The sequence below is a fragment of the Pseudomonas sp. IPO3747 genome (assembly GCF_013385245.1).
In the GTDB taxonomy this organism is placed as follows: Bacteria; Pseudomonadota; Gammaproteobacteria; order Pseudomonadales; family Pseudomonadaceae; genus Aquipseudomonas; species Aquipseudomonas edaphica.
In genome coordinates this window covers 50,377-64,764 of sequence record NZ_JACAQL010000011.1, presented here as the reverse complement: position 1 = coordinate 64,764, position 14,388 = coordinate 50,377, and the positions used below count along the sequence as shown (strand labels likewise).

General features: G+C 58.8%; 20 protein-coding genes. 9 read left to right on the top strand and 11 right to left on the bottom strand.

All coding sequences use genetic code 11. The features are described 5' to 3' along the window. The first annotated feature begins 202 nt into the window (after nt 1-202). Together HX790_RS17925 and HX790_RS17920 are read left to right on the top strand one after the other, a co-directional pair. A complete protein-coding gene (locus tag HX790_RS17925) occupies nt 203-517 on the top strand; it encodes a hypothetical protein (RefSeq protein ID WP_017138777.1) in 315 nt (104 codons plus the stop codon). A gap of 289 nt (nt 518-806) precedes the next feature. After that, on the top strand, nt 807-1,019 hold the full coding sequence (locus HX790_RS17920; RefSeq protein ID WP_003234260.1) for a cold-shock protein: 213 nt from the start codon (nt 807-809) through the stop codon (nt 1,017-1,019). A 73-nt stretch (nt 1,020-1,092) separates the two neighbouring features. Here HX790_RS17920 and HX790_RS17915 read toward each other — a convergent pair whose 3' ends face one another. Both HX790_RS17915 and HX790_RS17910 read right to left on the bottom strand, forming a co-directional pair. After that, nucleotides 1,093-1,413: an I78 family peptidase inhibitor gene (locus tag HX790_RS17915; RefSeq protein ID WP_017138776.1), complete on the bottom strand. Its 321-nt coding sequence runs from the start codon at nt 1,411-1,413 to the stop codon at nt 1,093-1,095. A gap of 142 nt (nt 1,414-1,555) precedes the next feature. Then, nucleotides 1,556-1,864: a hypothetical protein gene (locus tag HX790_RS17910; RefSeq protein ID WP_026013818.1), complete on the bottom strand. Its 309-nt coding sequence runs from the start codon at nt 1,862-1,864 to the stop codon at nt 1,556-1,558. 172 nt (nt 1,865-2,036) lie between these two features. Here HX790_RS17910 and HX790_RS17905 point away from each other — a divergent pair, with 172 nt between their 5' ends. Continuing rightward, on the top strand, nt 2,037-2,249 hold the full coding sequence (locus HX790_RS17905; protein WP_017138774.1) for a hypothetical protein: 213 nt from the start codon (nt 2,037-2,039) through the stop codon (nt 2,247-2,249). Nucleotides 2,250-2,282: 33 nt separating this feature from the next. Here HX790_RS17905 and HX790_RS17900 read toward each other — a convergent pair whose 3' ends face one another. Genes HX790_RS17900 through HX790_RS17870 form a run of 7 tightly spaced genes read right to left on the bottom strand, consistent with a single transcriptional unit; the run spans nt 2,283 to nt 9,250 of the window. Next, a complete protein-coding gene (locus tag HX790_RS17900) occupies nt 2,283-3,311 on the bottom strand; it encodes a nucleoside hydrolase (RefSeq protein ID WP_169988573.1) in 1,029 nt (342 codons plus the stop codon). Nucleotides 3,312-3,337: 26 nt separating this feature from the next. Further along, nucleotides 3,338-3,742 (bottom strand): D-ribose pyranase, encoded by a 405-nt coding sequence (gene rbsD / locus HX790_RS17895; RefSeq protein ID WP_017138772.1) that lies wholly within the window; start codon nt 3,740-3,742, stop codon nt 3,338-3,340. After that, nucleotides 3,739-4,656: a ribokinase gene (gene rbsK / locus HX790_RS17890; RefSeq protein WP_138453586.1), complete on the bottom strand. Its 918-nt coding sequence runs from the start codon at nt 4,654-4,656 to the stop codon at nt 3,739-3,741. The genes rbsD and rbsK overlap by 4 nt, the downstream gene beginning before the upstream one ends. A gap of 23 nt (nt 4,657-4,679) precedes the next feature. Further along, entirely contained in the window at nt 4,680-5,702 is a 1,023-nt protein-coding gene (locus HX790_RS17885) for a LacI family DNA-binding transcriptional regulator (protein ID WP_017138770.1), read from the bottom strand. Nucleotides 5,703-5,705: 3 nt separating this feature from the next. Continuing rightward, nucleotides 5,706-6,683 carry an ABC transporter permease gene (locus HX790_RS17880; RefSeq protein ID WP_099549914.1) on the bottom strand — a complete coding sequence of 326 codons (978 nt, stop codon included), beginning with the start codon at nt 6,681-6,683 and terminating at the stop codon, nt 5,706-5,708. Continuing rightward, nucleotides 6,680-8,233, bottom strand: a complete 1,554-nt coding sequence (locus HX790_RS17875; protein ID WP_017138768.1) for a sugar ABC transporter ATP-binding protein — start codon at nt 8,231-8,233, stop codon at nt 6,680-6,682. The genes HX790_RS17880 and HX790_RS17875 overlap by 4 nt, the downstream gene beginning before the upstream one ends. 57 nt (nt 8,234-8,290) lie before the next feature. Further along, the gene (locus tag HX790_RS17870; RefSeq protein WP_099549913.1) at nt 8,291-9,250 is read right to left on the bottom strand and encodes a sugar ABC transporter substrate-binding protein; all 960 of its coding nucleotides are present in this window, start codon (nt 9,248-9,250) and stop codon (nt 8,291-8,293) included. Between the two features lie 494 nt (nt 9,251-9,744). Here HX790_RS17870 and HX790_RS17865 point away from each other — a divergent pair, with 494 nt between their 5' ends. The 3 genes from HX790_RS17865 to HX790_RS17855 all read left to right on the top strand — a co-directional run bounded on the left by HX790_RS17865 (nt 9,745) and on the right by HX790_RS17855 (nt 11,962). Then, nucleotides 9,745-10,833 (top strand): asparaginase, encoded by a 1,089-nt coding sequence (locus HX790_RS17865; protein ID WP_056861272.1) that lies wholly within the window; start codon nt 9,745-9,747, stop codon nt 10,831-10,833. A 186-nt stretch (nt 10,834-11,019) separates the two neighbouring features. Further along, the gene (locus HX790_RS17860) at nt 11,020-11,268 is read left to right on the top strand and encodes a DUF1654 domain-containing protein (RefSeq protein ID WP_017138765.1); all 249 of its coding nucleotides are present in this window, start codon (nt 11,020-11,022) and stop codon (nt 11,266-11,268) included. Nucleotides 11,269-11,272: 4 nt separating this feature from the next. Then, nucleotides 11,273-11,962: an endonuclease gene (locus tag HX790_RS17855; protein ID WP_056861270.1), complete on the top strand. Its 690-nt coding sequence runs from the start codon at nt 11,273-11,275 to the stop codon at nt 11,960-11,962. Nucleotides 11,963-11,993: 31 nt separating this feature from the next. On the opposite strand, the gene HX790_RS17850 is transcribed toward HX790_RS17855, so the two are convergent. Further along, nucleotides 11,994-12,359, bottom strand: a complete 366-nt coding sequence (locus HX790_RS17850; RefSeq protein ID WP_017138764.1) for an SPOR domain-containing protein — start codon at nt 12,357-12,359, stop codon at nt 11,994-11,996. Between the two features lie 262 nt (nt 12,360-12,621). Between HX790_RS17850 and csrA the strand changes: the two genes are divergently transcribed. The 3 genes from csrA to HX790_RS17835 all read left to right on the top strand — a co-directional run bounded on the left by csrA (nt 12,622) and on the right by HX790_RS17835 (nt 13,680). Then, a complete protein-coding gene (gene csrA / locus HX790_RS17845; RefSeq protein WP_003192511.1) occupies nt 12,622-12,816 on the top strand; it encodes a carbon storage regulator CsrA in 195 nt (64 codons plus the stop codon). Nucleotides 12,817-13,025: 209 nt separating this feature from the next. Continuing rightward, the gene (locus HX790_RS17840) at nt 13,026-13,289 is read left to right on the top strand and encodes a hypothetical protein (protein ID WP_017138763.1); all 264 of its coding nucleotides are present in this window, start codon (nt 13,026-13,028) and stop codon (nt 13,287-13,289) included. A 94-nt stretch (nt 13,290-13,383) separates the two neighbouring features. After that, nucleotides 13,384-13,680, top strand: coding sequence for a hypothetical protein (locus HX790_RS17835; RefSeq protein WP_017138762.1), 297 nt, complete (start codon nt 13,384-13,386; stop codon nt 13,678-13,680). Between the two features lie 19 nt (nt 13,681-13,699). Here the strand turns inward: HX790_RS17835 and HX790_RS17830 are convergent, their stop codons facing one another. Further along, nucleotides 13,700-14,377 carry an HAD-IA family hydrolase gene (locus HX790_RS17830; protein ID WP_099549912.1) on the bottom strand — a complete coding sequence of 226 codons (678 nt, stop codon included), beginning with the start codon at nt 14,375-14,377 and terminating at the stop codon, nt 13,700-13,702. Nucleotides 14,378-14,388: the final 11 nt, after the last annotated feature.

The following is a 14,388-nucleotide window of genomic DNA, read 5'->3' as shown; positions in this document are numbered from 1 at the left end:
AAAAACATGGCAAGGCGGCAATGGGCGCGCCTGGAAATAGCCAAGCACAGGATGCTAGCACAGATGAACGGTCATCGCGCCTGCCGCGCCTGATGAAACATAAAATCCCGTGTTTGATGCCTGTAAAAGTGAACTTGAGCTGTACGAAAGCCCTCAAACCCGCTGAGAATCGCTGTTTGCCCACGAATCAAAGGAGCACTTCATGATGCGCTTTACCTCGACCCTCGCTCTCGCCGCTTCCCTGGCTTTCTTGTCTGTTGGCGCGCACGCCGCCGCCCCTTCGAACTGGCCTGAAGGTGCCCGTGACAGCTTCATCAAAGATTGCAGCTCGGCAGCCCAACAAAACGTGGACGCCAAAACCGCCAAAAGCCATTGCGAATGTGGCGCGGACAAGATCAATGCCGAATTGAGCACCGCTGAAATCAAAGAGCTCATGACTAACCCGAACTCCAGCCCCGAGCTCAAAAACAAAGCTGTCGCGGCTATTTCGTCCTGCAAAGTCGTGAAGAAAAAATAACAACGACCACTGATCAGACGGCCATTTGACTGAAAAAACAGCCTGAAAACTGCCATTTCGCACAAATTACGCAGCTTTTACGGCTTTTTTTAACAGCTGGTATTTCGCTGCAAAGCCCCGTAGATCGGGGCTTTCAGCCAACCAAGGCACTAAACGCAACGCTATTGATTAGCAAACAATGCCTTGGGGGGGCTTACAAGCCGAACATTTCGACTATGATACCCCGGTGTGCCCAGTTGGCCTGAGCAGCACAGCACTACTGAAAATATATGTTTCTTGGAGATACACCATGTCTAATCGCCAAACCGGCACCGTTAAATGGTTCAACGATGAAAAAGGCTTCGGCTTCATCACTCCTCAAGGTGGCGGTGACGACCTGTTCGTACACTTCAAAGCTATCGAAAGCGACGGTTTCAAAAGCCTGAAAGAAGGCCAAACCGTTTCCTTCGTGGCTGAGAAAGGCCAAAAGGGTATGCAAGCTGCACAGGTTCGCGGCGAGTAATTCTCCGCTGAGCTAAAAAAACCCCGTCCATGTGACGGGGTTTTTTATGGGCGCTGCAAAAGCCAGGAGGCGATCAGCCGCAGTTGACCCGCGTGATCACCAGGTTGTCGTCGGTGTTCAGGTTCAGACGGTCGGAGCGGTATTCCAGGGTGATCATGTCGTTAGGCTTGAGGATCCGTGCGTTCTGCGCGCCGGCACGGGTACGCGCCTGCTCCAGCAATTGAGGCGAGGCTTTCTGGCCGATGGCGAATTCGGCAGCCTTCGACTCGCAGCGAGTGTGACCTGCATCGGCAACGGCGGCATCTTTGCCCGGCTCAGGGGCACCCGGGGTGCTGCAACCCGCCAACGCGAGTGCTGCCAACAAAGTACCGAATGATGCGAGCTTCCAAGGCATGAAGCCTCCTATGAAAAAATGGACAGAGATCGTGCGACAGCGATCTGGCGGTTTGGTTTCAAGACGTAAATCGCCTAAGAGCAAGTCTGCCTGACTCAAGGCGAGCATTCGCCGGATCAATCGTCACCAGATATGAACGAATTCAGTAGATATCGATGTAGTCAAACGGCGGCTTCGGCCAGTTCTGCTGGAGCGCGTTGAAAATCTGCCGGACCCAGACTTCATCGCTGGCCGCGACGTTACCGACATAACCCGAGCCTTTGGCCCAGGTCTCGAGGCGAAACAGCAGGCCGTCGATGTCGACTCCGCCTACGGCCTTCCCGGAAGAAATAAACGCGATACCGCCCTTGGTCACCCGCAACTGGGTGTGCTCGTCGTCACTGGCACTCGCGAGCAACTGGCGCACGGCTTCCAGCGTGAGGTTCTCGGGGTTGTTCAAATCGATCTGCACCTGGTGTCCCCGGCAATTGAATGGGGTAACAGTGTCGCACAGCATCGGCCTCATCCCGAAACGTCTCATGCCTAAGTAGCACTGCCAAACCCTACGCAAAAATGGTTAACTGCCCCGGTTAGAACCGCGTTCCAGCGCATTGCCCAGCCTTCCCGCCCCGTGAGCCCCGACCATGAGTACCGTAACCCTCCAAGCCGACATCAAAGCCAAGTGGCCTCAAGGACAAAGCTCCTACAGCCCCGGAAGCCCGGAGGAGTTGGCCATCATCGGAATCGACCTGCTGGTCAAGGAGCTCGGCACTCAGGCCGCACAGGCGTTCATCGGCCAGGTATTCGAGAAATACCCGGCCGACCACATGGGCGCTCATAACCCCGAGCGCGAATAAGACCCGGCCGGCGAGCGCCGACCGGCAAACACCTTACTTCAGACGGGCCAGGCGCTCGGTCAACAGATCGAAGAAGCCCTGGGCGTCGCCGTTCTCAACCCAGAATGCGTTCTTCGGCTGCTTGAGGCCGTCGTACCAGTCGACGACGGTCTGGCCGAAGGTCGGGCCTTCGCGGCTGTCGATCACCACGTTGACTTCACGGCCGCTGAACAGGGAAGGCTTGAGCAGGTAGGCAATCACGGTAGCGTCATGCACCGGGCCACCCGGGATGCCGTAGTGCTCCATGTCGCCCTTGACGTATTCATTGAGAATATCGCCCACCACCTTGCTCGCATTGTTCTTGATGTCGGCAATCTGTTTCAGGCGCGCGTCACTGGTCAGCACCTTGTGGGTCACGTCCAGCGGCAGGTAAGTCAGCTTGACGCCACTTTTGAGCACAATTTCAGCGGCGACAGGGTCCGCGAACAGATTGAACTCAGCCACCGGGGTGATATTGCCGCCATTAAAATGCGCCCCGCCCATCACCACCACTTCCTTGATGCCTTGGGTGATCTCCGGCGCCTGGGTCAACGCCAGTGCCAGGTTGGTCTGCGGGCCGAGCATGGCGATGGTGATGCTGTGAGGCTTGGCGGTGCTGAGGGTCTTGATCAGGTAGTCAACGGCATTGCCTTCGGCCAGGCCTTTTTTCGGCTCATACACGGCGACCCCGGAAATACCTTCCTTGCCATGGATATTCTCCGCATAGATCGGCGTGCGCAGCATGGGTTTTGGCGCGCCGGCGTACACCGGGATGTCTTCGCGCCCTGCCCACTCGCGGGCCAGGCGCGCGTTGCGGGAGGTCTTGTCGAGGCGCACGTTACCGGCGACGGTGGTCAGCGCACGAATGCTCAGCTCCTGCGGGGACGCCATGGCAAACAGCAACGCCACGACGTCATCGGCGCCTGGGTCGGTGTCGATGATCAGGTCGATTTTTTCCGCCGCGTGGGCGCTGGCTGCGGTGAGTGCGGACAAAAGCAGGACACTCCGAAATAGATTCTTCAGGGTTGGGAGACCACGTTGCATGAAACACTCCTTGTCGTAGGGAAACTCTAGAAGGTAACGCCGGACACCAGCGCGATATTGCAATACGGCTGGCACTCGCCCGTGCGCACCACGGCGCGGGCCTTGCGGCTGAGCTGCTTGAATTCTTCATGGCTGACCAAACGGCGCTCGCCCAAGGCGGCCTGTTCGGTCAACACATTAAGTGGCGTCAGCGCAGGTGGCTGCTTGAGCAGGATTTCTTCGGCCAACACATGGCTTTCTACCTGCATCTCGCTGAGCACAATGCGCAGGGTGCTGATGAAATCCGGAATGCCCTGGGTGAGCGCCAGGTCAATCAACTCGACGCCTGGCGGCACTGGCAGGCCGGCATCACCGATCACCAGGATGTCACCGTGGCCGAGGGATGCGATCACGCGCGACAGCGCAATATTGAGCAATGGTGTCTTTTTCATGAGGGCATAAAACCTTGTACGTCCTGCAGCGTAGGAATAGAGGGTTGCGCACCCGCCCGCGTGACCGACAGCGCGGCAGCCACCTGGCCAAACCGGATAGCTTCGGCTTCACTTTTGCCATTGGCCAGCGCCGCGGCAAAACCACCAACAAAGGTGTCACCGGCAGCTGTGGTGTCCACCGCCTTGACCTTGGGCGCCTGCAAGTGCTCGAAACCTTTGCCATCGGCAAACAACGCGCCCTGACTGCCAAGGGTAATAATGACCTTGCCGGCACCCGCCTTGAGCAGCAGCGTTGCGGCAGCCTTGGCGCCGTCGAGTGAATCGACCGTCACACCACTCAAGGCGCTGGCCTCGCTTTCGTTGGGGATCAAATAATCGATCGAGGCATACCATTCCTCTGGCAGCGGGCCACTGGCCGGTGCCGGATTGAGGATCACGGTCTTACCCAATTCACGACCGCGCTTGAGCGCCTGGCCAACCGTGTCCATCGGCACTTCCAACTGGCAGACAATGACATCTGCTGCCTGCAGTACCGCGTCAGCCGCCTGCAACGACGCGGGCGTGAGCTCACCGTTGCTGCCAGCCACGATCACAATCGCGTTCTGGCTGCTGTCATCCACCACAATCAACGCCACGCCGCTGGAGCCATCCACCGTGCTGACGGCCTGGCAATCGATGCCCTCCACCAGCAGCGCATCACGCAATTGCGCGCCGTAGGCATCCGTGCCCACACAGCCGATCATCGCCACCTCAGCGCCAAGGCGCGCAGAGGCCACCGCCTGATTGGCGCCCTTGCCGCCCGGCACGGTGGAAAACGTCTGGCCGATCAGGGTTTCACCGGCGCGCGGCAAGCGACTGGCGCGGGTGACCAGGTCCATGTTCAAGCTGCCTATTACCACTACTTTTGCTGGCATACATCAGTACTCATCAATTCGGTTCAGCGGTATTGGGCGAACACACCGGCAAACGGCGCCGTCGACTCACGCAAAACAATGCTCGGCGTCACGATGCGCTGATCGATCGGCAGTTGGGGTGTTGCAATTCGTCGCAGTAAAAGCTCGGCCGCCGTCTCGCCCAGTTGCACGATCGACTGCCCGACCGTCGTCAGCGCCGGGTACACGTAACGGCCCATTTGAATATCGTCAAAACCAATCACCGACAGCTCGCCAGGCACACGGATATTGCGTTCGGCGGCTGCACGCAACACACCGAAACCAATCATATCGTTACTGGCGAAAATCGCGCTGGGCGGGTTTTCCGACAGCAGCTGTACCGCCGCGGCATAACCACCGGTGCTGGTGAAATCGCTTTCCTGGGTGCGATTGGCCAGCACTTCCACGCCCGCCTCACGCAGCGCGCGGTGATAGCCGGCAAGACGCATTTGCGCCACGCGGGTATGACTGGGGCCGCCAATGCAGGCGATGTCGCGGTGACCAAGCTCCAGCAAATGCCGGGTTGCCAGGTAGGCACCCTGCTCATGATCGATGCGCACCAGGTCGACATCAATGCCGTCCAGTGCTCGGTCGACAATTACCATGGGGGTGCGCACCGCGCTCAAGCCTGCGGCAAGGCCACTGTCGTCGCCGCCCACCGAGGTCACGATCAGGCCGTCGATGCGCTTTTCCAGCAACACGCGCAGATAGCTGCGCTGCTTTTCGGCGTTATCGTCGGAGTTGCAGAGGATCACGCAATAGCCATTACGCTCGCAGTAATCCTCGATACCCCGCGCCAGCTCGGCAAAATACGGGTTAAGGCTGTTGGGCACCAGCAGGCCGATGGTCGCAGTGGTCTTGGCCTTGAGCGAGCGCGCGACGGCACTCGGCACGTAGTCCAGCTGCTTGATCGCCGCTTCCACCTTGATGCGCACAGGCTCGCTGACCGGCCGCGTCTTGTTCACCACATGGGACACAGTGGTGTAGGAAATACCTGCAAGCGCGGCCACATCCTTGATCGTTGCCATGGTTCAGCCCCGCCGACTGGCGCGCTGGCTGCGGTAGGTGTCGAGGACCACGGCAATCACGATTACGGCGCCGGTAATGATGCGTTTGGTTGGCTCTGTCGCACCGATCTGCGCAAGGCCGGCGGCCAGTACCGAAATAATCAGCACACCGAAGAAGGTGCTGATAACCGACCCGCGCCCACCCATCAGGCTGGTGCCACCGATCACCACGGCGGCGATCACTTGCAGCTCCAGGCCGGAGCCGGCATTCGGGTCCGCCGCTTCCAGGCGGGAAATCTGGAACAATGCCGCCACCCCGGCCAGCAGGCCCATCAGGCTGAACACCAGGATCTTGTAAGGCTTGGGGTTGATGCCGGCCAGGCGCACGGCTTCTTCGTTGGTGCCGATGCCGATCAGGTAGCGACCGAATACGGTACGGGTCAACACCAACTGAGCGGCGATGATCACCAACAGGGCAATGATGAACGACGGCGAAATCCCGAAAGCCACCGGGTTCGACAGCCAGGCATAGGAGTCACCGATATAGGCGGTGCGCGAGCCGGTCATCTGGTAGGCCACGCCACGCGCCATTTCCAGCACGCCAAGGGACACGATAAACGACGGAATGCGCCATGCCACGGTAATCGAACCCGTAATGGTGCCCGCCAACGCAGCGCAGCCCATGCCCAGCAATGCGGCTGGCAACACGCTCCAGCCCCAGCCCAGAATCGCCACACTGACCGCCGAAGCGGCCAGTGCCAGCACCGAGCCCACCGACAGATCAATGCCGCCGATGATCAGGATGAACGTCATGCCCACCGCCAGCACCATCAGGTCCGGGATCTGGTTGGCCAGGGTGCTGAAGGTGTCATAGGACAGGAAGTGGTCGCTGAGCACCGAGAACAGCGCAATCATCGCGAGCAAGGCGCCAGCCAGCCCCAGGTAGGTGCCCAGGCCGTAGAAGTTGCCGCCGGTTTTGCCCGGGGAAGAAGTGATTTTCATGGTGTTTCCCTAAGCACTGCGTCGTTGAGCAGCGCGTCACGTTTTTGATAGCCGGCAAAGGCGGCGGCGAGCAATTCGTCCTGGGTCCAGCTGTCGCGCTCGAAGGTCTCGATCAAGCGCCCGGCAGACAGCACACCGATGCGATCGCAGATCAGCATCAGTTCGCGCAGGTCACTCGATACCACCACCAGCGCTTTGCCCTGGCGCGTCAATTCGCCGAGCAAGGCATAAATGTCGAACTTGGCGCCGACGTCGATACCGCGAGTCGGCTCATCGAACAGCATTACCGCGCAGTCGCGCTCCAGCCAACGGCCAATCACGACCTTCTGCTGGTTGCCGCCCGACAACTCGGACACCAACTGCGCCGGGCTGGAGCTGCGGATGCGCATGGCATCGATCTGGCGCTTGGCCAAGGCAGTTTCGTCGCGGCTGTTGACCACGCCGCCACCGGAGATTTCCGGCATGTTGCCCAAGGCAATGTTGGCGCTGATGGATTGGGTCAGCAGCAGGCCTTCGCCCTTGCGGTCTTCGGTGATCAGCGCGATGCCATGGCCCACTGCGTCCACCGGCGAGCGAATGCTCACCACTTGGGCTGGCGAACCCAGGGCCACGGTGCCGCTGTCGGCCAGGTCGGCACCGAAAATAAGACGCAGCAATTCAGTGCGGCCGGCGCCGATCAGGCCTGAAATGCCATAGATCTCACCGGCACGCACCTCAAAGGACACATCGCGAACCTTGTCCGAGCGGGTCAAGCCTTTGACCGTCAGCGCCGGGCCGCCAATGGTGCGTGGCCCCAGGTCGATCTGCTCACCCAGCTCGCGGCCGACCATCAAGGTCACCAGCTGCTCACTGTTGTAATTGGCCATCGGCTCGACGCAGACCAGCTTGCCGTCACGCAGTACTGCAATGCGCTGGGCAACACGGGCGAGCTCTTCAAGCCGGTGTGAAATATAAATGATCGCCACGCCCCGAGCCTGCAGGCGGGTGATTTGTTCAAAGAGCATCTCGACTTCACGGGCCGTGAGCATGGCGGTCGGTTCGTCGAGGATCAGTACATGGCAGTCGCCGATCAGGTTGCGGGCGATCTCGACCATCTGCTGATGGCCAATGCCCAGCGTCCCCACCAGGGTGTCCGGGTCGATCGCATCCAGGCCGACCTGGGCCATGGCTTCGATCGCAGCTTTACGCAGTTGCTTGCGGTTGATCCAGCCACAGTTGCGGGGCAGGTTGTCCAGGAACAGGTTTTCGGCCACGGTCAGGGTCGGCAGCAGGTTGAGTTCCTGCATGACCATGCGCACGCCCAGCTCTTCAGCCTGGGTGCGGCTGCCGGGACGGTAATCCTGGCCATTGAACTGCATGTGCCCGGTGGTCGGCGTGACCAGCCCGCCGATGATTTTCGACAAGGTGCTTTTACCTGCGCCATTCTCACCGGTCAGCGCCAGCACTTCCCCGCGATTGAGCGTCAGGGTGATGTCGGACAGTACCGGTTGGGCATAGGTCTTGCCGATACCGCTGACCGAGAGGACAGCGTTCGGGGCGGAAGATGACATAGGAAAATCTCCAGGCGCCCGCTCAGGACGAGCGGGCGCTGTTGGGTGCTGCCAGGATTACTTCTTGAGGACGAGTTCGACCGGGGTTTCGATCACGCCGTCTTTGGACTCGACTTTTTCACCCTTGACCAGCTTGAGCGCGTTCTGGATACCGAATACCGCTTGCTGGGCTGCAGCCTGGTCGGCGGTCGCGAGTACGCGGCCGTCTTGCAACATAGGCTTGATGGCTTCGATATTGTCATAGCCAACCACCAGCACCTTGCCGGCCTTGCCCGCCGCACGTACGGCAGAGACAGCGCCCAGGGCCATGTTGTCGTTACCCGCCAGCAGTGCCTTGAGGTCCGGGTATTCGCTCAGCATGGCAGACGCCACCTTCTGGCCCTGGTCGATTTCCCAGTTACCCGATTGGGTGGAAACAATCTTCATGCCCGCGGCGTCCATCGCATCCTTGTAGCCTGCGGTGCGCTGCTGGGCATTGGTGGTGGTCGGCACGCCTTCGATGATGCCGACCTTGTCACCTGCCTTCAGTTGCTTGGCCAGGTAGTCACCCACCAGCTTGGAGCCTTTGCGGTTGTCCGGACCTACGAACGGGATATCGAGGTTTTTGCTTTTGAGCACGTCCGGGTCAAGGCGATTATCGATGTTGACGACCTTGATGCCGGCATCGGAGGCTTTCTTCAACACGGTGACCAGCGCCTTGGAATCAGCCGGAGCAATCACGATGGCGTTTACTTTGGCGAGGATCATCTGGTTGACGATATCGATCTGCGCGCTGGTGTCGGTTTCGTTCTTGATCCCGTTGGTGATCATGTCGAAATCGGCGGCGTGTTCTTTCTGATAAGCCTTGGCGCCGTCCTGCATGGTCACGAAAAATTCGTTGGCGAGGGACTTCATCACCAGGCCGACCTTGGGTTTGGCGGCGGCGTCATCGGCAAAAGCAGAGGAAAGGGGCAGAGCAGCGGATGCGGCAGCAAGCACAGCGACAGCAAGAAGACGTCCAGCAAATGGCAGCTTCATGGGTTCACTCCGATCTTATGATTATTGTGAGCAACGCTTGCACTGCGAAACATCTCGCAAACGTTTGCGTTGTTCAAACTATGAGAACCTTGTCGAGATTTGTCAACGGGTGAAAAGCGTCTTTCATCCAGGCGCTCGGTTACCTTCCCCTACACCCTGCGGGTCGCAGGATTGAACCTCAGCTTCTCCCGATCGTTGTCTAAAACGACAGGCTATGGCGCCCAAGTCCCACACCCACCGTTGATATTCCATCATGGTTTTCGGACAACCGAACGCAATACCACCCTGCTGTTCGGAATGCCGGACGAGCACGCTGCCCACTCATCTTAAAATTCAATATAAGTTGTTTTAAATCAACACGTTAATTTATGACCGCGAACATCATGGGCTTGGTACAAATCCTGCTCTTTCCAAGCACCTCGCGGCATTCAGAACGGCCCGGGTGTTCTCGATGAACCTGCTACAGCACTCATCAAAAACCAGAGAGAAAAATAATGAAATCTGCACTGAAGACTTTTGTTCCGGGCGCCCTCGCCCTCCTGCTGCTGTTCCCCGTTGCCGCCCAGGCAAAGGAAGTTGAAACCAAGACCAAACTGTCCAACGTCGTGATCCTCGCCACCGGCGGCACCATTGCTGGCGCCGGCGCCAGTGCGGCCAACAGTGCCACGTACCAGGCGGCCAAAGTCGGCATCGAACAACTGATCGCCGGCGTTCCTGAGCTTAGTCAGATCGCCAACGTACGCGGCGAACAAGTGATGCAAATTGCGTCCGAAAGCATCAACAACGAAAACCTGCTGCAACTGGGCCGCCGTGTTGCCGAGCTGGCCGACAGCAAGGACGTGGACGGTATCGTGATCACCCACGGCACCGACACCCTGGAAGAAACCGCTTACTTCCTCAACCTGGTGGAAAAAACCGACAAGCCAATCGTGGTGGTCGGCTCCATGCGCCCAGGCACCGCCATGTCGGCGGACGGCATGCTCAACCTGTACAACGCCGTGGCCGTTGCCGGCAGCAAAGACGCGCGCGGCAAGGGCGTGCTGGTGACCATGAACGACGAGATCCAATCGGGTCGCGACGTCAGCAAAATGATCAACATCAAGACTGAAGCGTTCAAAAGCCCATGGGGCCCGCTGGGCATGGTGGTTGAAGGCAAATCCTACTGGTTCCGCTTGCCTGCCAAGCGTCACACCATGGATTCCGAATTCGACATCAAGACCATCAAGAGCCTGCCGGACGTTGAAATCGCCTACGGTTACGGCAACGTGAGCGACACCGCCGTCAAAGCCCTGGCCCAGGCCGGTGCCAAAGCCATCATCCACGCCGGTACCGGCAATGGTTCGGTGTCTTCCAAGGTAGTGCCGGCCCTGCAGGAACTGCGCAAGCAAGGCGTGCAGATCATTCGTTCTTCCCACGTGAATGCCGGCGGTTTCGTTCTGCGCAATGCCGAACAGCCTGACGACAAGTACGACTGGGTCGCCGCACATGACCTGAACCCACAAAAAGCCCGGATTCTGGCGATGGTTGCCCTGACCAAGACCCAGGACAGCAAAGAGCTGCAACGGATGTTCTGGGAATACTGATCCCCGGTAACACGGGTAGAGGCGGGTTCACCCGCTTCTACCTCTCCTCTTACACCTCGATACAACTCCCCGCGCTCAATCACCTCGCTGAAAACGCTGCCAGACAAACCTCCTGAATTTTAAGCAGTTGCGAAAATCGTAACAGTTAAATACTGTATGCCCGTACAGCACACTAAGGAATACTCCGTGGCAACGTCCTCTTCCGCAGCGCCAACCCCTGACGCGTACGCACGCCTTGCCGTTCGCGTGCAAAAAATCATCAATTCGACCAATGCCCAGAAAGCCAAGGCTGCCTTGATCTTTCGCTTGCCGGATGAGCCTGAGGAGGAATGGGCGCGCTTGCTGGAGGAGATTGCGGAGAACGACAACGTCACCCTCGCCTACCGGGATGACGGTGGCGTGCAGATTTTCTGGGTTGTGCCGAAGGAAGATTGATTCAATGAGTGGCCGTTTTATTGCTGTTTTTTGCCTGTTTTTTGCCGTTACAGCCCACGCACAGGCGCCTCGAACCTTCAGCGAGGCCAAGAAAGTCGCCTGGAAGCTCTACGCCCCGCAATCCACGGAGTTCTACTGTGGCTGCAAATACACCGGCAACCGGGTCGATTTGAAAGCCTGCGGTTACGTACCGCGCAAAAATGCCAACCGTGCCGCACGCATCGAATGGGAACATATCGTCCCGGCCTGGCAGATCGGACATCAGCGCCAGTGCTGGCAAGCCGGCGGGCGCAAAAACTGTACGCGTCACGATGATGTGTTCAAGCGCGCCGAGGCGGACCTGCACAACCTGGTGCCGAGCATCGGCGAGGTCAATGGCGACCGTAACAACTTCAGTTTTGGCTGGCTGCCGGCGCAACGCGGGCAGTACGGCTCATGCCTGACCCAGGTCGATTTCAAGGCCAAAAAAGTCATGCCCCGCCCGTCTATTCGCGGAATGATCGCCCGAACGTATTTTTACATGAGCAAACAATACGGCTTGCGCCTGTCAAAACAGGACCGCCAGCTGTATGAAGCCTGGAACAAGACCTATCCGGTGCAACCCTGGGAGCGCCAGCGCAACCAGACTGTGGCGTGTGTGATGGGGCGCGGTAACGAGTTCGTCGGCCCGGTAAACCTGAAGACCTGCGGTTGAGCGTGGGCGGAGTTGCCGCCCACCCTGCCGGTTATTGCGCGACCTTGTGCTCGATAACCTCTGATTCGGTATCGTTTTTCTTGGCCCGTGCGAGCTTTTCGGTCAGCAGCGCCTGCTTGGCTTCAGCCTCGGCCTTGCTCGCGAACGGGCCTAGATACACCTCGTCCTTGCCGTCTGTTTTGACGATATAGAAGTTGAAACCATGTTCGAGCAACCAGGCAGTCAGGTCGGTGATTGCTTGCAGCTTATGGTCCGGCGGGCCTACCCACACATCCCATTCCTGAGCGGCAATCGCCCCGGTTTGTGGCTGGCTCTCGGTCACGGCAGGCTTGGCCTTGGGGGCGTCAACCGGTTTACCTTCACCGCAACCGGCCAACGCCAACACCGCAATTGCCATCGCTACTTTACGCACAGCCCTGCTCCTTTAAGGATAAAGAGGCAACTTTATCATTCACTGTCTATTCTGGCCGTCATAAACGTTGGCTTAAACAATGCGAATGATGTATCGCAGACCTGTATGATGCCGCCATGGGAATTAATGTCGCCTCTATGCGTCCTAAAAGAGGCAGTCACAGGGAAGCGCTTAGCAGTAAGCTACACACATCCGACACCTGCCCTGTCTGAAACATGTGTCCTTAAAAGTAATCAAGGAGAAGTCCATGCTGATACTCACCCGCAAAGTTGGTGAAAGCATAAACATCGGTGATGACATCACGATCACCATCCTGGGCGTCAGCGGCCAGCAAGTACGAATCGGCATCAACGCACCCAAGGACGTTGCCGTGCATCGCGAGGAGATCTACCAGCGCATTCAGGCTGGCCTGACAGCTCCGGACAAAAACCAGACTCCTTGACGCCTCACTCAGTAGCCAGCCTTTTCGTTCATTGTGATGGCTGGCGAAAACCCTTCCGCCCACTCGCGCTTCCTGCATGATCGGCGTGCTTTATGCTTTCAGCTACGCTGCAAGATAAAACTGTCTTGGCGACTGGAACTTGTTGCGTAATTCGCGGCCGAATCCACTGACTATAACCCTACCATCAGTGTGCGTTCAGGAGCACGTCGATGAGACCGATTGCAAAACAACCGCTTGCCTCCAAGTCTTGGGGGATCGCCCTGCTGATAGGGCTGGCCTTCGTGGTGCTGGGATATGGCGTGAAGTTCGAGATCGAAACAGTCAGTGACCCCGGCAAGCGTTCGTCGATGGAACTTACACTCTTCTTGTGCGGCTACCTGTTCGTGTTCTGCCTACAGCCTATCCAGAAAGCCATTTTGCGCAAATTATGCCAGCGCGCCGCGCAACGTGAGCACCCGAAAACCGCACGTTGATGGCGGCTAATCTGCTATTAGATCGCCGGTATTTACAGGTCGGCGGCAGGATCTATGCTTGGGCTTGCACGGTTTCTGAAAGGCATTGACGCAGATGGATACCCTCAGCAAATCTCAAATCGAAGCGGCCCTGGCGGCGCGTTTGCCCAGCTATGCGATCACCTGTACGTTACACGCTGACGGCACCCTTTCCGCCATCCTTAGTGGTCCGGAAACCGACCATTTCGCGATTACCGGCATCGTGCGCGCGCACTACCATGGCCCCGAGGCGATTGCCCGGCTTGCCAATGAAATCCTCAGGGAAATGGTGCTTTCGCGCCAAGGCATCAAGAGCAGCCGACTGCAGGCGCCACCCGACTCGCCTTCCTGCGCACAAAGCCGAGACCAATAACGGGCTCGGCTTTTTCGTTTCAGTCTTCCAGGCGCTGCAAGCGTAACGTGCCCTCTGCATCGCGCAGAACCTGCAGCGGCTGATAGTCGTTAATGCAGGCATGCGCCGTGACGATCGGCGTCAGGTGTGTATTGGTTACAACCAGCACATCCGCGCCGGCCGCCTCCCCGGCGCGAATCCCCACCGAAGCGTCTTCGAACACCAGGCAATCCTGCACCGGCACACCCAGACGCTGGGCGCCCAGCACGTAACAGGCGGGATCGGGCTTGCCGCTGGCAACGTCCTCGGCCGTCACCAGCACGGCTGGGGGCGTAATACCGGCCGCAGCCAGGCGTCGTAGCGCGAGCGCCTTGGGCGCAGACGTGACCAGTGCCCATTGATCGCCAGGCACGCTATTCAGAAACCCGACAGCACCGGGAATCGCCACCACGCCTTCGACGTCGTTGATTTCGGCCTCGGTAATCCACTGTGCTTCAACTTCGGGGTCCACGCCTGGCAGTGCCTGGCGAGTAATAGTGTCAATGGCGCGTGCGCCATGAATGGTGGTCAGGAACGCCGCCACCTCCAGACCGTGGCGTTCAGCCCAGATGCTCCACACGCGCTCGGCGGCGGCAATGGAGTTGAGCAGGGTGCCATCCATATCAAACAGGAAGGCGCGGTAACGTTGGGTGAATACGGCTGGACCTCGAATGGACACTGCGTGGCTTC